Raw genomic sequence first — 24,592 nt, 5'->3', positions numbered from 1 at the left:
GAGGCAGGTATGACCCTGGAGCATAGCCCGCCTGGCCGGTCCACCGGACCAGCGCCCCCGGTCCAGCGCCGGCGCGATGCCGACCTGCCGCAGATCGATCTGCCGACCGCGCCGCAGCCAGCGCCCGCCTTCGAACGTCAATTCTTCGCGTGCCTCGCCGCGCAGGGCCGAGTGCGCCTTGTGCTTGACGAGGGTGACAGCCTCGCCGGTCGCGTCGAGGGCGTCGATGACGATGGCGCCCCGCTCTGGTCGCAGGATCTGGCCGAGGTCGCGGCGGCAATTCCCTGCTTCACCGCCGGCACCAGCATCATGACCGCTGCCGGCCCTGTCCCGGTCGAAGACCTCCGCCCCGGTGACCGGATCATCACCCGCGATGCTGGCGCGCAGCCGCTGCTCTGGTCCGGCCAGCGCGACTTCTGCTGGCGCGCGCTTGGCCTGCTGCCAATGCTGCGCCCGGTGCGTGTCAGCCCCGGGGTGCTTGGCCCCGGTCTGCCGGCGCGGGACATGCTGCTGTCCCCCAACCATCTGCTACTGGCCGAGCGCCCCGCAACCGCGGACAGCCCCGCCGAGGAAATGTTCCTGCCCGCCCGCGATCTGCTGGGGCAACCCGGCATCGACGTCGCCCCGCTGACAGAGGTGCGCTACCTGCACCTGCTGCTGGACCGCCATCACGCAATCCTGTCCGAAGGCTGCTGGAGCGAAAGCCTGCGCCCCGATCCCGCGGCGATGGTCGGTCTGACCGAGGCGAGCCGCAGCGCCCTTGCCGGGGCCGGGTTCGGCATGGACCCCGCGCCCTCCTGCCGCGCCATCGCCGGGCCCCGCGCCGCCTGAATGCGGGCAACCAGCCCCCAGCTCGCCATCCCGAGAATGGCCAGCCCGGGCCACGATCCGGCCCCAATTCTTGCCTAACCAACTGTAAAGACGGCCCCGAAACCCGGGCAATTGCAGAAGGCAGGCACTCTCGATGGCGACATATACCGGCACCTCCGGCAACGAAACCTGGACGGGCACCGCCTCGGCGGACACCGTCAATGCCGGTGCGGGCAATGACACCATCAACGCCGGCGGTGGCAATGACACGGTGATCGGCGGCCCGGACGCGCCCGTCACAGCCACCCAACTGGATCTGAACTGGACGCAAGTGGGCGGCGACGGCACCTCGCTGACCGGCGGCTTCACCCAGAACACCGGCGGCATCGATGTCACCGTCGGCTACACCAATGACGGCCGCGGCACCGGCTTTGCGGTGGAAACCGACTCGACACAGTACAAGACCGCCGCCGAGACCTATTCCACCACCTCCGCCGCGCGGATCGACGGCACCGGCAACGGCAACACCGCCACCGTGTCGATGGACTTCTCCGCGTCCGAAGGCAGCCTCTATTCGGACAGCGTCGAGGATGTGACCTTCCGCATCAGCGATGTCGACACCGGAAGCTGGCGCGACGTGATCACCATCCGCGCCTATGATGCGAACGGCAATGCGGTGCCCGTCACCCTCACGCCGGCCGGCAATGACACGGTCTCGGGCAATACCATCACCGCCGGCAGCGGCAATGACCTCGCCAGCAGCGCCAATGGCTCGGTTCTGGTCACGGTGCCGGGCCCGGTTGCGCGGATCGAGATCGACTATAACAACAGCGGCTCCAGCGGCAGCAGCCAGACGATCCTGGTCTCGGACGTGCAGTTCCAGGCGGTTCCGGCCCCCGACAATGACGTGATCCGCGGCGGCGACGGCGATGACGTGATCTCCGGCGGCTATGGCGATGACCAGCTGTTTGGCGAGGCCGGCAATGACACGTTGATCGGCGGCACCGGCAATGATCTGCTCGATGGCGGCGAGGGCAATGACACGCTGCAGGGCGGCGAAGGCGATGACACGCTGTTCGGCGGCAATGGTGATGACATCCTCGAAGGCGGCGCGGGGGCCGATGTCCTGAACGGCGGCGCCGGCATGGACTATGCCGATTACAGCGCCTCGGGCGCCGGCGTCACCATCAACCTTGCGACCGGCACCGCCTCGGGCGGCGATGCCACGGGCGACACGCTCTCGGGCATCGATGGGATCTATGGCTCGGCCTATGACGACAACCTGACCGGGTTCGACGGTCAGGGCAGTGGCGCCGATGCCTATACCAATGTCTTCCACGGCGGCGCCGGCAATGACGTGCTGGACGGCGCCGGGGGCGATGACCGGCTTTATGGCGACGAAGGCGATGACACGCTGATCGGCGGCAGCGGCAATGACCTCCTCGATGGCGGCACCGGGAATGACACGCTGCAGGGCGGCAGCGGCAACGATATCCTCATCGGCGGCGCCGGCGCCGACACGATGGATGGCGGCGACGATGCCGACATCTTCTACATCTCGGGTTCGGGCGACGGCGCCGGCGACATCATCCGCGGCGGCTCCGGCGGCAATGATTACGACACACTCGACCTGACCGGGTCAAAGCCCGTCGGCGGATCGAAGACCATCACCTATACCGGCACCGACAGCGACGGGAACGGCCAGAACGGCTATGTCGAGTATTTCGACTCCACCGGCGCCCCCGCCGGCACGCTCTATTTCGAGAATATCGAGGTCATCGTGCCCTGCTTCACCCCCGGCACCCTGATCGACACCGCCAAGGGCCCGCGCGCCGTCGAGAGCCTCCGCCCCGGCGATCTGGTGCTGACCCGCGACAACGGCTTCCAGCCGGTGCAATGGACGGGGGCTCGCCCGCTGGCCACCGCCGACCTGCGCGCCGATCCCTCGCTGCGCCCGGTCCATATCGCCGCCGGCGCGCTCGGGCCAGGCCTGCCCGAACGCGCACTGACCGTCTCGCCCCAGCACCGGATGCTGCTCACCGGCTCGCGGGCCGAGCTGATGTTCGGCGATCTCGAGGTGCTGGCCGCGGCTGTGCATCTCGTCGGCCGCCCCGGCATCACCCGCGGCAAGGCGGCGCCAGTCACCTATATCCACATCATGTGCGCGCAGCATGAGATCATCCTCGCCGAGGGCGCCTGGACCGAAAGCTTCCAGCCCGGCGCCCGCACCCTCTCGGGCATGGGCGAGGCGCAGCGCGCGGAGCTGTTCAAGCTCTTCCCGGAACTCGCCCGCGGCACCAGCGAGGGCGGCCCCGGCTACCTCTCGGCCCGCCCCAGCCTGAAGGCACATGAGGTGCGGGCGCTGCTGGCGGCCTGAAGGCCCGAACTCCTAAAGGCCGGTCCGCGCCCGCCACGCCGCCCAGTCTTCGGGCGTGTCGAGATCGACCAGCGCGCGCCGGCCGGGCAGGGGCACCAGCACCGCCGCCTCGCCCCGCAGCACCTCCCGCGCGCCCTGATCGCCGCTCGACCGGGTCAGGCCCGCCAGCAACCGCGCGGGAACCACCACCGGATGCCCCGGCGTGCCATCCGCGCCCGCCGCGCGGATCACCGCCTCCGGCGCGGCACGGTGCGCCGCAATCACCGCCGCCAGGTCCTCCGCCCCGATCTCCGGCATATCCGCCAGCATCACCAGCAGCGCCGCCCCCTCTGCGGCCAACGCCCCGGCGCGCAGCGAGGCCGCCATCCCCTCCGCCGCCTCCGGCACGACCAGCGCTTCCACCGCCAGCCCTTCCAACGCCGCCGCGCGCAAAGGCTGATCCGGCCCCAACGTCACCAGCACCCGCCCCCCCTGCGCCGCCGCCGCCACAGCCTGCCGCCGCAGCAAAGGCACGCCGCCCACCCCCTCCAGCAACTTGTCGCCGCCCCGCATCCGCCGAGAGCTGCCCGCCGCACACAGAAGGATCACCAGTTCAGCCAAGCTCCTCCTCCCCTTCGTTTTGGTCCAAATATCCCGGGGGTCCGGGGGCAGCGCCCCCGGCGGCCGGCCAAAGGCGCAGCCTCAGCCGCGCATCCGCGCCCCATCCGCATCCCAGAGCGGCGCCGTCACCAGCTTGGCCGCCCGCCGCTCGCCAAGGATCTCGATCTCCACCGCCAGCCCGTCCACCGCCATCTCCGTGGGCAGGAAGCCAAGCGCGACCGACAGGCCCGACCCGTGGGCATACCCGCCCGAGGTGCAGAAGCCGCGCACCTCACCGCCCACCCAGATCGGCTCATAGGCAACCACATCGGCATCCACCGCCTCCACCACGAAGGCGCAGAGCTTGCGCGCCGGCCCCGCCTGCCGCTCGGCCAGTGCCGCACCCTTGCCGATGAACTCCTTGTCCCAGCGGATGAAGCGGGCGATGCCGGTCTCGCCGGGCAGATAGTCCGGGCTGAACTCGCGGCCCCAGCTGCCGAAGAACTTGTCGAGCCGCAGCGACATCATCGCCCGCATCCCGAAGGGGCGCAGGCCGAGGTCCTGGCCCGCTTCCCACAGCGCGGTCCACAGCTGCCGCTGTACCATGGCGTCGCAATAGATCTCGAACCCCAGATCGCCGGTATAGCTGACGCGCTGGACAAGGCAGTCCGCCATGCCGACCACGATCCGCTTCGCCTCCATGAACCGGAAGGCGGCAGCCGACACATCGGCGCGGGTCACGCGCGACAGCAATTCCCGCGCCTGCGGGCCAGCGATCTGGAAGCCGGTGAGGCGGTCCGACACGTTCTCGACGCTCACCCCCGCATCCAGATTGGCCTCGAACCACCGGCGGTGCTGGTCCTGCGCACCGTAGCTGCCGGTGATCTGGAATTCGGTCTCGCTGAGGCAGGTCACGGTAAAATCGCCGATGATCTTGCCTTGATGCGACAGCATCGGCGTCAGGCTCAGCTTGCCGGGGGCAGGGATGCGCCCCGCCATGATCCGGTCCAGCCAGGCCCGCGCGCCAGCCCCCTTCACCCGGAACTTGCCGAAGTTCTGGATCTCGTTGATCCCCACGCCCTCGCGCACCGCTGCGCATTCCTGCGCCACCGCCTCCCAGGCATTGGAGCGTTTGAATGACGGCGTCTCATAGAGCGGCTCGCCGGGAAGGGCGTGGTAATTCACCACCTCCAGCCCGTATTGCTGGCCGAAGACCGCGCGCATCCCGGCGAAGATGTCATACATCGGCGTGGTGCGGAACGGGCGGGCGGCGGGCTTTTCCTCATTCGGATAGGCGACAGAGAAGCGGGTCTGATAGTTCTCGATGACCTTGGGCACGGTATAGCCCGGTGTCGTCCAGGTGCCGAAACGGGCCACGTCGAAGCCGCGCGGATCCCGCTCCACCTCGCCCTCGATCATCCATTGCGCGAGGGCAAGGCCCATGCCGCCGCCTTGGCTGAAGCCCGCCATCACCGCACAGGCCGACCAGTAGTTGCGCAGGCCCGGCACCGGGCCGATCAGCGGGTTGCCATCGGGGGCGAAGGTGAAGGGACCGTGGATCACCCGCTTGACCCCGGCCCGCTCCAGCACCGGGAAGCGGCGATAGGCGAAGGCCACCGAGTCTTCGATCTTGTCGAAGGCCTCGTTCAGCAGCTCATGGCCAAAGCCCCAGGGGGTGCCATCGACCGACCAGGCCTCGCAGGGTTTCTCATAGAAGCCGATGCAGAGGCCGCGCCCTTCCTGCCGCAGATAGCTCTCGCCGCCCGGGTCCATCACATGCGGGAACTCGCGGCCCTCGGCCAGGATGCCCATGATCTCGGGGATGTCGTCGGTGACGAGGTATTGGTGCGCCATCGGCAGCAGCGGCAGATAGACCCCCGCCATCGCCGCCACCTCGCGCGCCCAGAGGCCGGCGGCATTCACCAGATGCTCGGCGATGATGGTGCCCTTCTCGGTCACCACCTCCCAGCTGCCATCGGGGCGGGGGTTGGTCTCCAGCACCCGGTTGTGCAACACGATTTCCGCCCCGCCCATCCGCGCCGCCCGCGCATAGGCATGGGTGGTGCCGGAAGGGTCGAGATGCCCGTCGAGCGGATCATAGAGCGCGCCAAGGATGCCATCCGTGTTCACCAGCCCGTCGGTGAACTTCGCCACCTCCGCCGGGCTCAGGATCTCGGTATCCAGCCCCATGTAGCGGTGCTTGGCCCGCTCCGCCTTCAGCATGTCGAACCGCTCGGGCGTGTCGGCAAGGGTGATGCCCCCGACATGGTGCAGCCCGCAGGACATGCCGGTGATCGCCTCCAGCTCCTTGTAGAGGCGAATGGTGTAGCCCTGCAGCGCCGCCATGTTGGTATCGCCGTTCAGCGTATGGAACCCCCCCGCCGCGTGCCAGGTGGAGCCCGAGGTCAGGTCCGACCGCTCGATCAGCATCACATCGGACCAGCCGAGCTTGGTCAGGTGATAGAGAACCGAACAGCCGACGACACCGCCGCCGATCACCAGAACTCGGGTATGGGATTTCATCGCGCTCTCCTTGCCGCTGCCTCGCCCACGTCACCCCGAGGCCGGTGCGGCTTCATGGCGGAATGCGACATGGGATGTCGTGGACGGGGCAGGGCAGGGGAAAAGAAGAAGGGGGGCGTTGCCCGCAGGTCGAAAAGAAGAAGGGGGGCGTTGCCCCCCGTCTGCTTCGCAGCCTCCCCCCCAGGATATTTTCGCCAGCAAGAAGCCGGCAGGGGTGGCCTACTTCTCTGGGATGAGCCCCCGCGGGCTGAAGCGCAGCACCACCAGCAGGATTACCCCCATGGTCAGCAGCCGCATATGCGCCGCCGAGTCGAGCAGGTGCGACTTCAGCGCCGAGCCGTCCGCCATGCCCGCGGTGACGAAGCCCATCAGCGAGTTGCCCCAGGGTTCGACCTTGATCCACAGATACCAGACCAGCATCCCGCCCAGAACCGCGCCCCAGTTGTTGCCCGATCCGCCCAGGATCACCATCACCCAGATCAGGAAGGTGAAGCGCAGCGGCGTGTAGCTGCCCGGCGTCATCTGGCCATCGAGCGTGATCATCATCGCCCCCGCCAGCCCCAGCACGGCGCCGCCCAACACGAAGATCTGCAGATGGCGGCGGGTGACATGCTTGCCCATTGCCTCGGCCGCCACCTCATTGTCGCGGATCGCGCGCATCATCCGGCCCCAAGGCGAGTTCAGCGCCCGCTCCATCAGCCAGATCAGCGCCAGCAGCACCACCAGGAACAGCCCGGCATAGAGCAGCTTGACCCAGACGGTGGAGGCGGTGACCGGATCGATGCCAAGCCCGGCGGCGCGGGCCAGGAAATCGGTATCCGATTGCAGCGCCACCTCATAGGGCACCGGGCGCGGGATGCCGACGACGTTCTTCACGCCGCGGGCCAGCCAATCCTCGTTCTTCAGGACCGACACGATGATCTCGCCGATCCCCAGCGTGGCAATCGCCAGATAGTCGGACCGCAGGCCAAGCGCCGTCTTGGCGATGATCCAGGCCGCGCCCGCCGCCAGCAAACCGCCCACCGGCCAGGAGATCAGCACCGGCAGGCCGAGCCCGCCAAGGTAGCCATCGGCCGCGGGGTTCACCGCCTCGATCGCCGCCACGGCAGGGTCGAAGATGGCGCGGTAGAGGAAGAAGCCGCCGATCAGCACCGCCAGCATCGCCAGAACGCGGGTCCGCCCGGTCAGGCGGCGATAGAGCACCACCGCCAGCGCGACGACGCCCACCGCCACCGCCAGCGCCGCCGCCATCCGCGGCGCGCCCGCCGCCCAGGCCTCGGTCACCGGCGGCATCGAGATCAGCACCGGCGCAAGCCCGCCCATGGCGACGAAGCCGACAACGCCGGTGTTGAAGAGGCCGGCATAGCCCCATTGCATATTGACCCCCAGCGCCATCACCGCCGAGATCAGCCCCATGTTGACGATGCCAAGCGCGGTGTTCCACCCGCCTGTCAGCCCCTCCAGCAGCACCAGCCCCGCCATGCCTGCGAACAGCAGAACCGTCCGCGCGGTGGAGTTTCCGTTCGTTGCAACGCGCCCGCTCATACCGATTTCCCCTTGAAGAGCCCGGTGGGCTTGAACAGCAGAACCGCGATCAGGATCACGAAGCTGACCGCGAACTTGTATTCGGTGGACAGAAGCTGCAACAGCCCGTCCGGCTCCATCCCTTCGGGCAGGGCGTAGCCGGCCACCTTCTTCCAGGCATAGGTCACGCCCACTTCGGAAAACGCGATCAGGAAGCCGCCGGCAATCGCGCCGACCGGGCTGCCGAGGCCGCCGACGATGGCGGCGGCAAAGATCGGCAACAGAAGCTGGAAGTAATTGAAAACCTTGAAGGTCTTGTCGAGGCCGTAGAGCGTTCCGGCAATCGTCGCCAGCGCCGTGGCGATCAGCCAGGCATAGACCACCACCCGTTCGGGGTTGATCCCCGACAGCAGCGCCAGATCCTCGTTGTCGGAAAACGCCCGCATCGACTTGCCGGTGCGGGTGCGGTTCAGGAACCAGAACAGCACCGCCACCACCAGCACCGCCGTCACCACGGTGATGACCTGCGTGGAGCGCAGCGCCAGCCCCTCGGCCAGCCCCGTCGCCTCCTTGAAGTCGCGGGCATTGATGATGAAGCGGGTGCCATCGTCGAAGTTGATCTCATCCACCCCGATCAGGAAGCGGGTGAGGCCATTCATGATGAACATCACGCCCATCGACACGATCACCAGGATCACCGGCGCCGCCTTTTGCTTGCGGTAGAAGCGATAGACGGCGCGGTCGGTCCCCAGCACCAGAAGCGAGGTCAGCGCGATCCCCACCGGCAGCGCCAGCAGCGCGGTCGGCAGCGGGCCAAGCCCGATCCCGAGTCCCTGAAAGCCCCAGGTGACCAGGATCACCGTCGCGGTGCCAAAGGCCATGGTGTCGCCATGGGCGAAGTTGGAAAAGCGCAAGATGCCGTAGATGATGGTCACGCCAAGCGCGCCAAGCGCCAGCTGCGCGCCGTAAGCGGTGGCCGGGATCAGCACGAAGTTGGCCAGCGCCACGATTGCGTTGAGAAGATCCATTCCTCAGCCCCCCAGGAAGGTGCGGCGCACCTCGGGATCGGCCAGCAGAGCCTCTCCGGTATCGGTGTAGCGGTTGGCGCCCTGCACGAGGACATAGCCGTGATCGGCAATCTCCAGCGCCTGCCTTGCATTCTGCTCGACCATCAGGATCGAAATGCCGCTGCGGGCGACCTCGATGATCCGGTCGAAAAGCTCGTCCATGACGATGGGCGAGACGCCCGCCGTGGGCTCGTCGAGCATCAGCAGCCGCGGCTGGGTCATCAGCGCGCGGCCGACGGCGACCTGCTGGCGCTGGCCACCCGACAGCTCGCCCGCAGCCTGACGGCGCTTGTCCTTCAGGATCGGGAACAGGGTATAGACCTGCTCCATCGTGCCGCGGATATCGTCGCGGCGCAGGAAGGCGCCCATTTCCAGGTTCTCCTCGACCGTCATGGTCGGGAAGACGTTGCTGGTCTGCGGGACAAAGGCCATCCCCTCGGCCACCCGCGCCTGCGGCGAAAGGTGGGTGATGTCCTTGCCGGCGATGCGGACAGAGCCCTCGCGCAGCTTCAGCATCCCGAAGACGGCCTTCATCGCGGTGGACTTGCCGGCGCCGTTCGGCCCGACGATCACGGCGATCTCGCCCGTCTCCACCTTCAGGGTGCAGTTGTGCAGGATGTCGGCGGCACCATAGCCCCCGGTCATGCCCTCGGCGATCAGGAAGGGCTCGCTCATGCCGCGCCCTCCGCCTTGACCTTGTTCTTCAGCCCGGTGCCCAGATAGGCCTCGATCACCGCCTCATTCTCCATGATATGCGCGGCGGACCCCTTCGCCAGCACCTTGCCCTCGGCCATCACGATGACCGGGTCGCACAGGCGGCCGATGAAATCCATGTCATGCTCGATCACGCAGAAGGTATAGCCGCGTTCCTTGTTCAGGCGGACGATGGCATCGCCGATGGTGTTCAGCAGCGTGCGGTTCACCCCCGCGCCGACCTCGTCGAGGAACACCACCTTCGCCTCGACCATCATCGTGCGGCCAAGCTCCAGCAGCTTCTTCTGCCCGCCGGACAGGTTTCCCGCCTTCTCCTCGGCCAGATGGCTGATGGTCAGGAAGTCCAGCACCTCGTCGGCCTTCCGGCGCAGCGCAGCCTCCTCGGCCCGGATCGCGCCGCGGCGGAACCAGGCGTTCCACAGCGTCTCACCCGTCTGGCCGGCGGGAACCATCATCAGGTTCTCGCGCACCGTCATCGAGGAGAATTCATGCGCGATCTGGAAGGTGCGCAGCAGCCCCTTGTGGAACAGATCATGCGGGGCGAGGCCGGTGATGTCCTCGCCATCCATGGTGACGCGGCCCGAAGTTGGTGGAAGAACGCCCGCTATCACGTTGAAAAGCGTGGATTTTCCGGCACCGTTCGGCCCGATCAGCCCGGTGATGGACCCGGTCGCAATCTGCAGGCTCGCGCCATCCACGGCCCGGAACCCGCCGAAATGCCTGTGCAAATCTTCGACGACGATCATGTCTAAAGGCTTCCCCTGACTTCATGTTGTTCATGAAGAACGCCCTTTAAGGGCTTGATTTTTATGGAAAAGCAGCCCGGAACGTGCCCGGGCTGCCCTGTTGTTATCGCCGAGCGATCAGCGGTAGCCGACTTCCGTCAGCTTGCCGTCCTTGAACTCGATCTCGCGGTAGGAGCCAGCGCTCTCGCCCGCGCCGATCAGTTCCACAGCGGTGGCGCCGACATAGTCCACGTCGGTGCCCGCAGCGATCAGGTCCAGCGCCTTGCCAAGCTCGCCCGGCAGGATCGGCTCGCCCGGGGCGTTGGCCACGTCCATCACGCTGTCTTTCCAGACTGCCGGATCCGAGGTGCCGGCCTTGGCCATCGCCAGCATCATCAGCGCCGCCGCGTCATAGCTTTCCGGGGCGAAGGCGGTGGTGCCGTCAAAGCCCGCCTCGGTTGCCATCGCCAGGAACGCATCGCGGCCGGCGCCGGCAGCGGCCGGGTTCTGGCCGAAGGAGCCTTCGATTTCCGTGCCGAAGCCGGTTTCCAGCGAGGCGCCGACCATCCCGTCGGGGAACATGAAGAGGTCGAAGGCGCCGCTGTCGATCGCGCCGCGCAGCACACCGCCGCCGCCCTGGTCAACGTAGCCCGCAACCACCAGCACTTCGCCGCCGGCCGAGGCCAGCGCGCCGACTTCGGCCGAGTAGTCGGCCTTGCCATCTTCATGCGGTGAGCTGATCGTCACGGTGCCGCCAGCGGCTTCGAAGGCCGCCTGGAAGCTGTCGGCCAGACCCTTGCCATAGTCGTTGTTGGTGTAGGTGACAGCGACTTCCTTGATGCCGCGGTCGCCCAGGATCTCGGTCATCACCACACCTTGGCGGGCATCGGAGGGCGAGGTGCGGAAGAACAGGCCGTTATCTTCCAGCGTCGACAGTGCCGGCGAGGTGGCCGAGGGCGAGATCATCACGATGCCGTTCGGCATGGCGACGTTCTGCAGCGTGGCGGTGGTTTCCCCCGAGCACATGCCGCCCATGATGCCCTTGACGCGGTCCGAGGTGACGATGCGTTCCACGGCCGCGGTGGCGGCAGCGGCGTCGATGCAGGTGCTGTCGGCGCGCACGGCGGTGACGGTCGAACCGTCGAGCAGCTTGCCCGAGTCCGTCACTTCCTTCATCGCCATCTCGGCGCCTTCGGCCATCGGGCCGGCCATCGATTCGAGCGGGCCGGTGAAGCCGACCGAGATCCCCAGCTTGATCTCCTCGGCGCCCGCGGCACCGGCGACCAGCGCGATTGCGGCCGTGGCCAGAAGCAGTTTTTTCATGACGTCTCTCCCATGTTGGAACGTTGTCCTATTGGTCAAACTAGACGGGGAATATTGGATTGTGAAGCAGTGAAGACGGGGGCGGCGCGTCCCGATTGGGCAGCTTCCCCCGCGTCAGCCTGCAATTGAGGCAGCGGGGCCTGCGTAGCGTGCGCGGGGAAGCGACAGAAAGACGCTGTCGGTCCACACGCCCTCCACCTCGAAGGTGTTCTCGGCGCTGCCGGTATGCTCGAATCCCAGCTTTTCCAGCAGCCGGACCGAGGCGACATTGCGCGGATCGACATCGGCGGTGATCGCCTGCAGGTCCGGATTGCGGGCAAAGGCTCGGGGCAGGATCGCGGCCAGCGCCTCATACGCATAGCCATTGCCCCAGACATCGGGGTGGAAGATGTAGCCAACCTCATCGGGCCGCCAGCAGCCAGCCTTGCCGATCACCCGGCCGGGATCGGTGCACAGTTCGACCATATATTCCTCGGCCTCGGGCACGGCCGCGACCATGCCGGTCAGGTAGCGCTCCGTCCGCTCGGTCGTGGCATGGGCGGCGTGGGACCAGTAGCGCATCGCCCGCGCGTCCGACATGATGGCGTGCAGATCGGCCAGATCCTCCATCCGCGCGGGGCGCAGGATCAGCCGGTGGGTCTGGATCATATCGCCGCCGTCAAATCGAAAGCCGCGGTGCCGCCGACGGGCTGCTGCCGTGGCTGCCCCGCTCGCGATAGGGCGTGGTCGCATAATGCGCCCGGTAGCACTTGGAGAAATGCGAGGGGCTGGCAAACCCGCAGGCCAGCGCCACGTTGATCACGCTCATATCGGTCTGCATCAACAGGTTGCGGGCCTTTTGCAGCCGCAGCTCCATGTAATAGCGCTTGGGCGAGCGGTTGAGGTAGCGGCGGAACAGCCGCTCCAGCTGCCGCGTGGACATGCCGACATCCTCGGCCAGATCGGCGGGGCTGATCGGCTCCTCGATGCTGGCCTCCATCATCTGGATAACCTGGCTGAGCTTGGGGTGGCGCACGCCGATGCGGGTGGGGATCGACAGGCGCTGCGTGTCCTGATCGGTGCGGATGGCGGAATAGATCAGCTGGTCGGCCACGGTATTGGCCAGATCCTCGCCATGATCCTCGGCGATCAGCTTCAGCATCAGATCGATGGAGGCAGTGCCGCCGGCGGTCGACAGGCGGTTGCCATCGACGACGAAGACCGATTTGGTCAGCTTCACCTCTTCGAATTCCTCCAGGAAGCTGTCCTGGTTTTCCCAATGGATCGTGGCGCGGCGCCCGTCCAAGAGGCCCGCCTTCGCCACCGCCCAGGCCCCGGTGCAGAGCCCGCCGATACTGGCCCCGCGCCGCGCCTCGCGCCGCAACCAGTTCAGGATCGGCCGGGTGGTCGCCTCGGCCACGTCGATGCCGCCGCAGACAAGGACGGTATCCTCGCGGTCTATCTCATCGAGCCCCATGTCCAGCCGGAATGCGGCCCCGTTGGAGCACACCGCCTCGCCGCCGCCTTCGCCCGCCAGCTTCCAGGTGTAGAGCGGCTGGCCCGAGACGCGGTTGGCAATGCGCAAAGGCTCGATGGCCCCGGCGAAGGAGAGCATGGTGAAGCGGTCCAGCAGCAGGAAGATGAAGCGCCGTGTGCGGACCGGGTCTGCCTTGTCGCGCCCACCGCGGGGGGCGGGCTTTTGCGAGAGCGAGCCGGCCTCGCGCCCGCGGGCGGTGGCGGGCAGGGGCAGCCCGGGTTGCGGGCGCGGAGTGGCCGCACTGGACGGGGTGCCGGTCGGGGCTGGGGCCGCCGCCGAAGTTCCGTTTTGGGTGCCGTGAAAGGTGCCCGGAAGGCGTGCGCGCATTTTGCGACCCGTATATGTCGTTTTGACGCAGACAATCAGGGAACCCTGCGCCGTTCAAGTACCGTTTCAAACGGGGGTCCGAAAGCTTTGCATTCCTGTCATGCAACAGACGCATGGGGTTTGCACCGCTGGCGGAGCGCGCTATAAGCCCGGGCGTTATCGCTAAAGGCGGGGAGAAGACCGATGAGCAAGGCTTGGACCAAATCCGACTGGCGTGCAAAGCCGCGCGTGCAGATGCCGGACTATCCCGACCAGGGCGCGCTGCAGGCTGTGGAGGCGCAACTGGCGGCCTATCCGCCGCTGGTTTTTGCGGGTGAGGCGCGCAAGCTGAAGGCGACGCTGGCCGAGGTCGGGGCAGGGCGCGCCTTCCTGCTGCAGGGCGGCGATTGCGCCGAAAGCTTTTCCGAATTCTCGGCCGACAACATCCGCGACACCTTCAAGGTGATGCTGCAGATGGCCATCGTGCTGACCTGGGGCGCCAAGCTGCCGGTGGTGAAGGTCGGCCGCATGGCCGGGCAATTCGCCAAGCCGCGCTCTGCCCCGACGGAAATGGCCGGCGGGCTGGAACTGCCCAGCTACCGCGGCGACATCATCAACGGCTTCGACTTCACGCCCGAGGCGCGGATCCCCGATCCGAACCGGATGCTGCAGGCCTATACCCAGGCCGCGGCCAGCCTGAACCTGCTGCGCGCCTTCTCGACCGGGGGCTATGCCGATATCCACCGCGTGCAAAGCTGGATCGCGGGCTTCACCGACGAGGATGAGGCGCAGCGCTACCGCGCCGTAGCCGAACGCATTTCCGACGCGATGGACTTCATGACCGCGGCGGGCGTCACCTCGGACACCGCGCATCAGCTGGGGACGGTGGATTTCTACACCAGCCACGAAGCCCTGCTGCTGGAGTATGAAGAGGCGCTGTGCCGGATCGACAGCACCACCGGCGTCCCGGTCGCGGGCTCGGGCCACATGATCTGGATCGGCGACCGCACCCGGCAGCCGGACGGTGCGCATGTGGAGTTCTGCCGCGGCGTGCAGAACCCCATCGGCCTGAAATGCGGCCCCTCGACCACGGCCGATGACCTCAAGGTGCTGATGGCCAAGCTGAACCCGGCGAATGAGGCCGGGCGGCTGACGCTGATCGCCCGCTTCGGTGCCGGCAAGGTCGCCGACCATCTGCCGCGGCTGATCCAGACCGTGCAATCCGAAGGCGCCAATGTCGTGTGGTCCTGCGATCCGATGCATGGCAACACCATCAAGGCCGCCTCGGGCTACAAGACCCGGCCGTTTGAATCGGTGCTGCGTGAGGTGCGTGAGTTCTTCGGCATCCACAAGGCCGAGGGCACCATCCCCGGCGGCGTGCATTTCGAGATGACCGGCAAGGACGTGACCGAATGCACCGGCGGCGTGCGGGCGGTGACGGATGAAGATCTGTCCTCGCGCTATCACACCGCCTGCGACCCGCGGCTGAACGCCAGCCAGGCGCTCGAGCTCGCGTTCCTCGTCGCCGAAGAGCTGAACGACCGCCGCGCCCTGCGCCGCGCCGCCGGCTTCTGATCGGCGCCACTACAAGGCACGCCAAGGGCCGGGAGCGATCCCGGCCTTTTTGCGTCACGCAAGCCAAGGGCTGACCGGCATTTTATCGTCCCTTGGTGCGATATGCCCCTTCGTCGCATTTCGTGCGAGGCGAAGTTCACGTAAAGGTGAGCGAGTCGAAGCGTATCTGGGAAGGGGACCCGTATGCTGCAGTTGATGACTCACAAGGCGCGGGTGCTCGACATCCCGCCCGCCCGTCGGGGTGACCGGATCGAGGTGGGGCGCGTCGTCGAGGTGCGCCTGCTGGGTGACGGCGCGGGCGATGGCCAGATCGAGGCGCGGGTGCAAAGCCGCAACTGGCTTGCTGGCCTGTTCGGGATGCGGCGCTGGCTGCCCTTCGGGAAGATCGAACCCTATGCGCCGCGCGGCCTTGTCGCCTGCCTGGCCCGCGCCGACAAGATCCGCTGCCGGGTGGTCGAGGTTTCGCCCCGGCATCTGTGGGCAGACCCCAACGAACCCGAGATCTATGTCTCGCTTTGGGCCGATCTGCCCGAGGTGATGCTGCCGACTTCTGCCGCCTTGCGCCGGGCGCTGACCGGCACCGGCGCCCGGCGCGAGCCCGCGCGCAGCCTGGCGCAAACCGCGGCTGAGCCGGGCGCAGAATCCGGCGCAGAACCTGGCGCTGCCTGATCCCGGACCTGTCAGTCGGGCCGCACCAGCCGCATCATCGCCCGCCGCTGTTCGGGCGTCGCGGCGTCGATCAGGGGCTCGGCTATGGGTCCGGGCGCCGGCATGGGCGCGGCGCGGAACGCCGCCGCCGGTTCGGCAAAGCCGGCAGCGCGTTCGCGGGGCGGCTGTGGTGCCGTCTTGGTCGCATCCTCGATCCGCGTGGAGCTGTCCGACAGGATGTCGAAGCGGCGCGGCGCGCGGCCGATCTGGCCATCGGCGACAAGGCAGCCAAGCGCCCGCGTCACATCGCCCAGATCGCTTTTCAGCGGCAGGATCAGCAGCTTGCCCTGCAAGTCCGGCTTACCGAAACCGCCTTCGCCCGCCAGCGTCAGTTCCGCAACGTCGGGGCCTTGAAACACGCCCTCCAGCAGCGCCGCCACCCGCGGCCGGGCCTTGGGCGTGAAGAAAGAGGTCAGCGGCATCCCCCGCACCTCCATCCCCATCAGGTCGCTCAGATGCATCCCCGCCAGCCGGAATCGCGCGATGGAGGGGGCAATCCGTTCAAGGATGAAGGCATATTCCAACGCCCGCTCTATCCCGCGCGGGTCCACGGCAGAGCGCAGCGGCACACCCCGGCCCCCGCGCAGCCCTTCCCAGTAGCCCCGCACCTCGCCTGCGACCTGAAAACGCTTGTCCATGACCAACCCCGTCCGCACCGCGATTGCGATGACCTTCACGCTTTGTTAACCGTGGGCCAGAATGCTTACCCAAGTCTTAATATATCCAGCCTTGCGCGGTTTCGGCGCGGAAAGTTCCTAAATGGTTAAGCCCGTACGCGACCAGACACCCGGCTCGGCTGTAGCAGCCCTGCGCTCTATGACCGGATTTGCCAGCCTGCGCGGCGGCGCCGAGGGGCTGCCCGGCTGGCTGTGGGAGATGCGATCCGTCAATGGCAAGGGCCTCGACCTGCGGCTGCGCCTGCCCGAGGGCATCGAGGGGCTGGAGCCTGCGCTGCGGGCGCGGCTGGCGGCGCGCATCGCCCGCGGGTCCGTGTCGGTCTCGCTGCGGCTGTCCCGCGGGGCAGGGGGTGAGGCGCTGCGGGTGAATGCCGCCGGCCTTGCCGCGGCCGTGGCCGCGCTGGCGCAAGCAGAGGCGGCGGCGCAGGGAACCGGACTACAGGTGGCGCCGGTCAGCCCGGCAGAGATCCTTGGGCTCCGCGGCGTGCTGGAGCAGGGGGCCGAGGCCGAGGCGCCCGACAATGCCGCGCTGCAAGCGTCGCTGCTGGCCGATATCGAGCCGCTGATCGACGCCTTCGACGCGATGCGCGCGACGGAAGGTGCAGCGCTTGCCAGCCTGATCGGCAGCCAGATCGACCGAGTGGCGGCGCTGGCCGCCGAGGCCCGCGTCGCCGCCGACGCCCGCCGCGACCAAGCCGCCAGCAACCTGCGCGCCGCGATGGCGCGGGTGATGACCGCCGAGATTTGCGCCGATCCGGCCCGCGTGGCGCAGGAGCTGGCGCTGCTGGCGGTGAAATCCGATGTCACGGAAGAGCTGGACCGGCTGGACGCGCATGTGGTGGCCGCGCGCACGCTGCTGGCCGCGCCGGGGCCCGTGGGGCGCAAGTTCGACTTCCTGATCCAGGAGTTCATGCGCGAGGCCAACACGCTTTGCGCCAAGGCCGGAAACCCGGCGCTGACCGGGATCGGGCTTGACCTCAAGCATGTCATCGACCAGATCCGCGAGCAGGCCCAGAACATCGAATGACGCATAACGTGGAGCGCCCATGACCGCCGATATCCGCCGCAAGGGGCTGCTGCTGATCCTGTCCTCGCCCTCCGGCGCCGGGAAATCGACGCTGTCGAAACGGCTGATGGCGCGCGACCCCTCGTTGCAATTCTCGGTCTCGGCCACGACACGGGCCGCGCGGCCGGGCGAGGTGGAGGGGCGCGACTATTTTTTCCGCTCGCATGAAGCGTTTCAGGCGATGGTCTCGGCCGGCGAGATGCTGGAACATGCCGAGGTCTTCGGCAATTTCTACGGCAGCCCGCGCGCGCCGGTGGACCGCGCGATGGCCGAGGGCCGCGACACGCTGTTCGACGTGGATTGGCAGGGCGGCCAGCAGATCCGCTCCTCGGCGCTTGGGCGCGAGGTGGTGTCGGTCTTCATCCTGCCGCCCTCGATGGCCGAGCTGGAAAGCCGCCTGCGGGGGCGGGCGCAGGACAGCGATGAGGTAATCGCGGGCCGGATGCAGAAGTCGCTGGGAGAGATCAGCCGCTGGAGCGAGTATGATTACGTGCTGGTCAACCGCGACATCGACGAGACCGAGGCGGACTTGGTCAGGATCCTCGCCGCCGAACGCCTGCGCCGCGACCGCCAGCCCTGGCTGACGGAGTTCGTGCGCGGGCTGAATGCGGAATATGGAGCGGAGGCGGGGCATGATCTACACGCTTGACGGAATTGCGCCCGAGATTGACGAGGGTGCCTGGGTCGCCCCCGGCGCGTATCTGATCGGCAAGGTGGTGCTGGAGGCCGGTGCCAGCGTCTGGTTCGGCGCCGTCCTGCGCGGCGACAATGAGGAGATCCGCGTCGGCGCGGGCTCCAATGTGCAGGAAAATGTCGTCTGCCACACCGACATGGGCTTCCCGCTGGTGATCGGTGCCAATTGCACCATCGGCCACAAGGCGATGCTGCATGGCTGCACCATCGGCGAGGGCAGCCTGATAGGTATGGGCGCCACCGTGCTCAACGGCGCCAAGATCGGCCGCGGGTGCCTGATCGGCGCTGGGGCGCTGGTCACCGAGGGCAAGGAGATCCCCGATGGCAGCCTGGTGATGGGCGCGCCGGGCAAGGTGGTGCGGATGCTGGACGAGGCGGGGCAGGCGGCGCTGCTGCGATCGGCGGCGGGATACCGAAAGAATGCGGCAAGGTTCCGCGCAGGGCTGAAAGAGATTTGACGTTAGCCTGTTGCAGCGCGTTTTGAAGATTTTAGGTTACATTTCTGTCACAAACATCTGACAAGTCAGGAGAACTCGCCTTTTCCGGGCGCGGGAGGGACAGCATGAATTCCGAACTCGTCAGATCCATGCTGGCCGCGGTGCCCTTGCCGCTGATGATCGTCGGCAATGACCAGCGGGTGAAATCCGCCAATGCCGGTGCCCATGTCATCTTTGGGGCAGAGCTGGAGGGACGTCAGGTGCTGACGGTGATCCGCCAGCCGGCGCTGCTCGATGCGCTGGAGGCGACGTTGCGCGACGGATCGACCAACCGCGCGCGCTTCTTGATCACCGGCGCGCAGGATGCCTCCTACCGGATCATGACCTCGCCCGTCAGCAACGGGCCCGAACTGGGGGCGCTGATCGCCTTCGAGGATGTGACAGAGCTGGAGAAGGCCGAAGAGATGCGCCGCGATTTCGTCGCCAATGTCAGCCATGAGCTGCGCACGCCGCTGACCGCGCTGCTGGGGTTCATCGAAACCCTGAAGGGCGCCGCCAAGGACGATGCGGTGGCGCGCGAGCGGTTCCTGACGATCATGGAGCGCGAGGCGGGGCGGATGAACCGGCTGGTGAGCGAGCTGCTGTCCCTCAGCCGGGTCGAGGCTGAGGAGCGGATGCGGCCGGGCGAGCGGGTGGACATGGCCGCCATCGTCCGCTCGGCCATCACAGCGCTGAAGCCGGTTGCCGAGGCGGCTCAGGTCGAGATCGAGCTGACGGGGGCCGAGGCGCCGATCCATCTGTTGGCGGACCCGGACCAGATGGCGCAGGTCTTTTCCAACCTCATTGAAAACGCCGTGAAATATGGCGGGTCCGGCAAGAAGGTGACGGTCGAGATCACCCGTGAGCCGCGCGAGATTGGGCTGCGCGGCCCCGCCGTGCGCTTTGACGTGATCGACCGCGGCGAGGGCATCGACCAGGTGCATCTGCCGCGGCTGACCGAACGCTTCTACCGCGTCGATGCCCATCGCAGCCGCGAAAAGGGCGGTACCGGGCTCGGGCTTGCCATCGTCAAGCACATCATCAACCGCCATCGCGGCAAGCTGAAGATCGACAGTGCCAAGGGTCAGGGCAGCCGCTTTTCGGTGATCCTGCCTGAGAATTGAGGCTTCCCGGGCCTGCGACAGCGCGGCGCTTGAAAGTCTGACTGAAAGAGTAGAAATATCTCCAGCGGCGCTAAGCTGCGGCGCGGAGATACCCGATATGGCGCAATCTGGATCAGGAAAGCTGTTGGCGACAGGGCTCGTCGCCCTTGGGGCCGTGGGGTTGTTGGCCGTGCCGCTGGCAGGAAGCCTGCGCGCGGGGCAGGGCACCGATCTAGCCTTTCCGACCGCCGAGGCCCTTGGCGAAGCTCTGTTTTTCGACCCGATCCTGTCGCGGAACCGGACCCAATCCTGCGCTACCTGCCATGATCCTTCGGCCGGCCATGCCGATCCGCGGGAGACCGTCGCCGGCCATGCCGTGAGCCTTGGTGACGATGGTGCCTCGCTGGGGGATCGCAACGCGCCCGCCATCGGCTACGCCCGGTTCAGCCCGATATTTCAACGGCTTGCCGATGGTACGCTGGTCGGCGGCCAGTTCTGGGACGGCCGCGCCAGGGATCTGGCCGAGCAGGCGGGCGGCCCGCCGCTCAATCCCATCGAGATGGGGATGCCCGGCAGCGCCGATGTCGTGGCCCGGCTGGCGGCCGAGCCGGACTATCGTGCGGCCTTCGAGGCGCTCTATGGCCCGGCGATCTTCGCCGATACCGAGGCGGCCTATGCCGCCATGGGCGCGGCGTTGGCGGCGTACCAGTTCACCGAGGCGTTCGCGCCGTTCGACTCCAAATACGACCGCTGGCTGCGCGGCGAGTACGAGATGACGAGGCAGGAGGAGCTGGGGCGGGTGCTGTTTTTCTCGGACCAGTTCACCAATTGCAACCAGTGCCACCAGTTGCGCCAAAGCCCGGTCGCCGCGGATGAGACCTTCAGCAATTACGAGTTTCACAATATCGGCGTGCCGGCCAATGGTGCTGCGCGCAAGGTCAATGGCGTGACGGCGCCGGACCTTGGCCTCGCGCTGAACCCGGCGGCGGCGGACCCGGGGGCCGCGGGCCGCTTCAAGGTGCCGACGCTGCGCAATGTCGCGGTGACGGGGCCTTACATGCATAACGGTGTCTTCGCCGATCTGCGCACCGTCGTGCTGTTCTACAACAAGTACAACACGAAGGACGCGGCGCGGCTGGTGAACCCGGAGACTGGCGTGGAATGGGAGCCGGCAGAGGTGCCCGAGAACCTGTCGCTGGCAGAGCTGGAGCATGGACCCGCGCTCGATGACAAGCGGGTGGATGCCTTGGTGGCGTTTCTCAGGACGCTGACCGATGCGCGCTTCGAGGACCTGCTGGAGGAGTGAGGGCGGGTTGCCCGGTGCTGCTGGTCTATATCCAGTTCGCCCATAATCGGTATTATGTAATATATGGTTAAGCCACAGAGCGCCATAACCCCCTGAATATGCCCCCGATCACGTGAAGTTTCCCTTAAATGCCTCCGCGATGCATCGACTTCACCGCCAGGACTTGGCATGGCAGGACCATGTCGATGCTGCGCCTCCTTTGCCTCTGCCTGATCGTGACCTTGCTTCTGCCTTGGGGCGCGGGTCAAGGCTTGCGCCATATTGGCACTCCGGCAGCGGCGCTGGAGCTGGTGGCAGAGCCTGAACAGCCGGCCGTTCGAATGACGGCCACGCATCGCTGCCCCGGCCCGGCCTTGCCCGGAACGCCTTGCGGGCTGGATCTTGCGCCCGCTGACTCCCGGGCAGACGCGCCGATGACCGCGGAACTGGCCGTGCCAGGGCCGCGCAAGATGCCGGTACCCGCCGGGCGCAGCACGCAGCCGCCGCTGGGGCCGCCAAGGGCTGCCTGACCGCAGAGCAGCCAGATGGCAAACCCCAGAAGATCAGGATAATTCAGATGCTTACAAGACGTTCTTTCACCGCCTTCGCGGCGGTTGCCGCCGTATCCGCCTGCGCCCGCGAGCCGCTCGACGTGACCAGCCGCAGCACCATTCCGCCAAGCCGGATTCCGCTGCTGCCCGCGCATTACGGCGCCATGCCGGAAGAGCCCTATCCGGTGCCCGCCGTGCCCGAGGGCGTGGTGCCCGAACGGCTGTGGCGGCAGGAGGTGCAGAACCCCTGGCCCGAGCTGCCCGAGGGGATGATCGTCGTCGATCCTGCCGCCGGGCTGCTGTACCTCGTCCAGACGGACGGCCGCGCCCTGCGCTATGGCGCCGGCACCGGGGCCGCCGCGTTCTCGTGGACTGGCGATGCCACGCTGCAGTTCCGCCGCAAATGGCCGCGCTGGACCCCGCCCGATGAGATGGTAGCGCGCGATCCCTCGCTGGAGCCCTACTCCATCGCCAATGGCGGCATGGATCCCGGGCCTGGCAATCCGCTTGGCGCCCGCGCGCTGTATCTGTTCCAGAATGGCGAAGATACGCTCTACCGCATTCATGGCGGCTGCGAGCCGGAGCATCTGGGCAAGGCCGTGTCCTCGGGTTGTATCCGGCTCTTGGATCAGGACGTGATCCACCTGCATGACCAGGCGCGCGACGGGGTTCCGGTGCGGGTTCTGGCCGCGCCGGGAAGCCATAACAACCGGGTGTATTGACCGCTGCCGTCTGGCCCCTTCGGGGGCTGGACCGGCGCGGGGCTTGGCGCTATGCCGGGCGCGATACCGGGTTAGCCACAAGGGGCCAGCATGTTTGACCGCCGCATCAAGATCGCCCCGTCGATCCTCTCCGCCGATTTCGCCAACTTTGGCGCCGAGTGCCGGGCGATTGAAGCAGAGGGCGCCGACTGGGTGCATGTCGACGTGATGGACGGGCATTTCGTGCCGAACATTACCTTCGGGCCCGCCACCTGCGCAGCGATCCGGCCGCATATCAAGGGCGTCATGGATGTGCATCTGATGATCGCGCCGGTTGACCCTTATGTCGAGGCCTTCGCGGCCGCCGGAGCGGACTTCATTACCGCGCATGTCGAGGCTGGACCGCACATTCACAGAACGCTGCAAGCCATTCGGAACACAGGGAAAAAGGCCGGTCTTGCCATAAATCCGGGAACTGGCCTCGACGGCGTGGAAAACCTCCTCGACATGCTCGACCTCGTCTGCGTGATGACCGTCAACCCCGGCTTCGGCGGGCAGTCCTTCATCGCCTCGCAGGTCGACAAGGTCCGCCGGCTCCGTGCGCTGATCGGGGATCGGCCGATCCATATCGAGATCGACGGTGGGGTGACCCCGGTGACGGCGCCGCTGGTGGCGGCAGCGGGCGCGGATGTGCTGGTGGCGGGCTCGGCCGTCTTCAAGGGCGGCTCGGTCAGCGACCCCGCGCCCTACGGCGCCAATATCCGCGCCATCCGGGCGGCGGCGGAAGCGGCGCTTTAAGGGCGACACGCTGCCGCGGGCACATATTCGGGCGTTGATATGTGTCGGCCGGGGCGTATACCGGCCGCAGTCACCCTTGCGGAGCGTATCATGCCCGAAGCCCCCCAGATTTCTGCCTTTTTCGACGAGGCGACCAACACCATCAGCTATGTCGTCAAGGATCCGGCCAGCCCGGCCTGCGCCATTGTCGATTCGGTGCTGGATTTCGACTTTCCCACCGGCCGCACCGATACCCGTTCCGCCGACGCGATCCTGGCGCATGTGGCCGTGGAAGGCCTGCGCGTCGAGTGGATCCTCGAAACCCATGTCCATGCCGACCACCTCTCGGCCGCGCCCTATATCCAGCAGCGCGCCGGCGGCAAGATCGGCATCGGTGAGCGCATCACCGTGGTGCAGCACACCTTCGGCAAGATCTTCAACGAGGGCACCGAGTTCCAGCGCGACGGCAGCCAGTTCGACAGGTTGTTCGAGGATGGTGATCGGTTCACCGTGGGCGCTCTGCAGGCGCGTGTGCTGCACACGCCGGGCCATACCCCGGCCTGCATGACCTATGTCATCGGCGACGCCGCCTTCGTCGGCGACACGCTGTTCATGCCCGACTTCGGCACGGCGCGCTGCGATTTCCCCGGCGGCTCGGCCGAGGTACTGTTCGCCTCGATCCAGAAGATCCTCGCTTTGCCGGACGCGACGCGCATCTTCGTCGGCCATGACTATCTGGTGCCGGGCCGTGAGGCCTATGAATGGGAGAGTACGGTGGCCGAGCAGAAGGCGAAGAACATCCATGTCGGTGGCGACCGGCCGGGCGCGGAGTTCGTGGCGCTGCGCAAGGCGCGCGATGCGACGCTGGCGATGCCGCGGCTGATTATCCCGTCCTTGCAGGTGAACATGCGCGCGGGGCAAATGCCGCCCGCCGACGATCAGGGCAAGACCTTCCTCAAGCTGCCGATCAACGCGATCTGACCGGCGGTCCCTGCCCCTCACCCGCCCGTGAGCGCAGCCCGAAATCCGTTGCCGAAAGCCCCGCCAGATGCGACAGACCCGGGGACACGCGCATCAGGGGAGATCGACATGGATATCAGGCACATCGTGGACGGATTTGCCGCCGCACCGCAGCTGGAGGCGTCCGAGATGGCAGAGGCGGCCGCGCAGGGCTTCCGCACCATCCTGTGCAACCGCCCCGATGGCGAGCAGGCGGGCCAGCCCGATGCCGCCGAGATGGAGGCTGCCGCCCGCGCGGCGGGGATGGAGTTCCGCTATCTGCCGGTCTTCCCGGGCGCCTTCCCCGACGACCTGATCGCCGGGATGCAGGACGCGCTGGCCGAATGCGAGCAGCCGATCCTGGCCTATTGCCGGTCCGGCACCCGCTCCACCATGCTCTGGGCGCTGGCCGAGGCGGACAAGCGCCCGGTGGCGGAGATTGTCGAGGCCGGCAATCGCGGCGGCTACGACCTGCAATCTCTCGTGCCCTTCCTGACTGCGCGCAGCTGAGCCGGGG

General features: G+C 67.4%; 23 protein-coding genes. 13 read left to right on the top strand and 10 right to left on the bottom strand.

What is annotated here, in order from left to right; all coding sequences use genetic code 11:
* Positions 1-9 precede the first annotated feature (9 nt).
* A complete protein-coding gene (locus Q8S30_RS06345) occupies positions 10-831 on the top strand; it encodes a Hint domain-containing protein (protein ID WP_305665188.1) in 822 nt (273 codons plus the stop codon).
* 133 nt (positions 832-964) lie between these two features.
* The gene (locus Q8S30_RS06340; protein WP_305665187.1) at positions 965-3,187 is read left to right on the top strand and encodes a Hint domain-containing protein; all 2,223 of its coding nucleotides are present in this window, start codon (positions 965-967) and stop codon (positions 3,185-3,187) included.
* A 12-nt stretch (positions 3,188-3,199) separates the two neighbouring features.
* Here Q8S30_RS06340 and Q8S30_RS06335 read toward each other — a convergent pair whose 3' ends face one another.
* The 9 genes from Q8S30_RS06335 to Q8S30_RS06295 all read right to left on the bottom strand — a co-directional run bounded on the left by Q8S30_RS06335 (position 3,200) and on the right by Q8S30_RS06295 (position 13,485).
* Positions 3,200-3,787 (bottom strand): NTP transferase domain-containing protein, encoded by a 588-nt coding sequence (locus Q8S30_RS06335; RefSeq protein WP_305665186.1) that lies wholly within the window; start codon positions 3,785-3,787, stop codon positions 3,200-3,202.
* An 81-nt stretch (positions 3,788-3,868) separates the two neighbouring features.
* Positions 3,869-6,289, bottom strand: a complete 2,421-nt coding sequence (locus Q8S30_RS06330; protein WP_305665185.1) for an FAD-dependent oxidoreductase — start codon at positions 6,287-6,289, stop codon at positions 3,869-3,871.
* A gap of 219 nt (positions 6,290-6,508) precedes the next feature.
* A complete protein-coding gene (locus Q8S30_RS06325; protein WP_305665184.1) occupies positions 6,509-7,834 on the bottom strand; it encodes a branched-chain amino acid ABC transporter permease in 1,326 nt (441 codons plus the stop codon).
* Positions 7,831-8,841 carry a branched-chain amino acid ABC transporter permease gene (locus Q8S30_RS06320; RefSeq protein ID WP_305665183.1) on the bottom strand — a complete coding sequence of 337 codons (1,011 nt, stop codon included), beginning with the start codon at positions 8,839-8,841 and terminating at the stop codon, positions 7,831-7,833. Before Q8S30_RS06320 ends, Q8S30_RS06325 begins: the two co-directional genes overlap by 4 nt.
* A 3-nt stretch (positions 8,842-8,844) precedes the next feature.
* Entirely contained in the window at positions 8,845-9,555 is a 711-nt protein-coding gene (locus tag Q8S30_RS06315) for an ABC transporter ATP-binding protein (RefSeq protein WP_305665182.1), read from the bottom strand.
* Complete coding sequence (locus Q8S30_RS06310; protein ID WP_305665181.1) at positions 9,552-10,340, bottom strand: ABC transporter ATP-binding protein; 789 nt, start codon at positions 10,338-10,340, stop codon at positions 9,552-9,554. The genes Q8S30_RS06315 and Q8S30_RS06310 overlap by 4 nt, the downstream gene beginning before the upstream one ends.
* Before the next feature lie 117 nt (positions 10,341-10,457).
* A complete protein-coding gene (locus Q8S30_RS06305) occupies positions 10,458-11,642 on the bottom strand; it encodes an ABC transporter substrate-binding protein (RefSeq protein WP_305665180.1) in 1,185 nt (394 codons plus the stop codon).
* A 114-nt stretch (positions 11,643-11,756) separates the two neighbouring features.
* Positions 11,757-12,290: a GNAT family N-acetyltransferase gene (locus tag Q8S30_RS06300; RefSeq protein WP_305665179.1), complete on the bottom strand. Its 534-nt coding sequence runs from the start codon at positions 12,288-12,290 to the stop codon at positions 11,757-11,759.
* A 10-nt stretch (positions 12,291-12,300) separates the two neighbouring features.
* Positions 12,301-13,485: a GlxA family transcriptional regulator gene (locus Q8S30_RS06295; protein WP_305665178.1), complete on the bottom strand. Its 1,185-nt coding sequence runs from the start codon at positions 13,483-13,485 to the stop codon at positions 12,301-12,303.
* Positions 13,486-13,668: 183 nt separating this feature from the next.
* Here Q8S30_RS06295 and Q8S30_RS06290 point away from each other — a divergent pair, with 183 nt between their 5' ends.
* Both Q8S30_RS06290 and Q8S30_RS06285 read left to right on the top strand, forming a co-directional pair.
* Positions 13,669-15,039, top strand: a complete 1,371-nt coding sequence (locus Q8S30_RS06290) for a class II 3-deoxy-7-phosphoheptulonate synthase (RefSeq protein ID WP_305665177.1) — start codon at positions 13,669-13,671, stop codon at positions 15,037-15,039.
* A 183-nt stretch (positions 15,040-15,222) separates the two neighbouring features.
* Complete coding sequence (locus tag Q8S30_RS06285) at positions 15,223-15,708, top strand: hypothetical protein (RefSeq protein ID WP_305665176.1); 486 nt, start codon at positions 15,223-15,225, stop codon at positions 15,706-15,708.
* 11 nt (positions 15,709-15,719) lie between these two features.
* Here the strand turns inward: Q8S30_RS06285 and Q8S30_RS06280 are convergent, their stop codons facing one another.
* Positions 15,720-16,424: a PAS domain-containing protein gene (locus Q8S30_RS06280; protein WP_305665175.1), complete on the bottom strand. Its 705-nt coding sequence runs from the start codon at positions 16,422-16,424 to the stop codon at positions 15,720-15,722.
* A gap of 139 nt (positions 16,425-16,563) precedes the next feature.
* Between Q8S30_RS06280 and Q8S30_RS06275 the strand changes: the two genes are divergently transcribed.
* The 9 genes from Q8S30_RS06275 (at position 16,564) to Q8S30_RS06235 (ending at position 24,585) form a co-directional block, all read left to right on the top strand.
* Positions 16,564-17,451, top strand: a complete 888-nt coding sequence (locus Q8S30_RS06275; protein WP_305665174.1) for a YicC/YloC family endoribonuclease — start codon at positions 16,564-16,566, stop codon at positions 17,449-17,451.
* A 31-nt stretch (positions 17,452-17,482) separates the two neighbouring features.
* Positions 17,483-18,139: a guanylate kinase gene (gene gmk, locus Q8S30_RS06270; RefSeq protein ID WP_305665675.1), complete on the top strand. Its 657-nt coding sequence runs from the start codon at positions 17,483-17,485 to the stop codon at positions 18,137-18,139.
* Positions 18,123-18,641: a gamma carbonic anhydrase family protein gene (locus Q8S30_RS06265; RefSeq protein ID WP_305665173.1), complete on the top strand. Its 519-nt coding sequence runs from the start codon at positions 18,123-18,125 to the stop codon at positions 18,639-18,641. Before gmk ends, Q8S30_RS06265 begins: the two co-directional genes overlap by 17 nt.
* 104 nt (positions 18,642-18,745) lie before the next feature.
* A complete protein-coding gene (locus Q8S30_RS06260) occupies positions 18,746-19,783 on the top strand; it encodes a cell wall metabolism sensor histidine kinase WalK (protein WP_305665172.1) in 1,038 nt (345 codons plus the stop codon).
* Between the two features lie 121 nt (positions 19,784-19,904).
* Positions 19,905-21,068: a cytochrome-c peroxidase gene (locus Q8S30_RS06255; protein ID WP_371135475.1), complete on the top strand. Its 1,164-nt coding sequence runs from the start codon at positions 19,905-19,907 to the stop codon at positions 21,066-21,068.
* Positions 21,069-21,624: 556 nt separating this feature from the next.
* Positions 21,625-22,320, top strand: coding sequence for a L,D-transpeptidase (locus Q8S30_RS06250; RefSeq protein ID WP_305665171.1), 696 nt, complete (start codon positions 21,625-21,627; stop codon positions 22,318-22,320).
* Between the two features lie 90 nt (positions 22,321-22,410).
* The gene (rpe, locus tag Q8S30_RS06245) at positions 22,411-23,097 is read left to right on the top strand and encodes a ribulose-phosphate 3-epimerase (protein WP_305665170.1); all 687 of its coding nucleotides are present in this window, start codon (positions 22,411-22,413) and stop codon (positions 23,095-23,097) included.
* A 90-nt stretch (positions 23,098-23,187) separates the two neighbouring features.
* Complete coding sequence (locus tag Q8S30_RS06240; RefSeq protein ID WP_305665169.1) at positions 23,188-24,057, top strand: MBL fold metallo-hydrolase; 870 nt, start codon at positions 23,188-23,190, stop codon at positions 24,055-24,057.
* A gap of 108 nt (positions 24,058-24,165) precedes the next feature.
* The gene (locus tag Q8S30_RS06235) at positions 24,166-24,585 is read left to right on the top strand and encodes a TIGR01244 family sulfur transferase (RefSeq protein WP_305665168.1); all 420 of its coding nucleotides are present in this window, start codon (positions 24,166-24,168) and stop codon (positions 24,583-24,585) included.
* Positions 24,586-24,592: the final 7 nt, after the last annotated feature.

Origin of the sequence: Frigidibacter sp. (genome assembly GCF_030695035.1) — a bacterium.
Taxonomy (GTDB): domain Bacteria; phylum Pseudomonadota; class Alphaproteobacteria; order Rhodobacterales; family Rhodobacteraceae; genus Frigidibacter.
The sequence above is the reverse complement of the archived record's forward strand: the minus strand, read 5'-3'. Positions and strand labels throughout refer to the sequence as shown.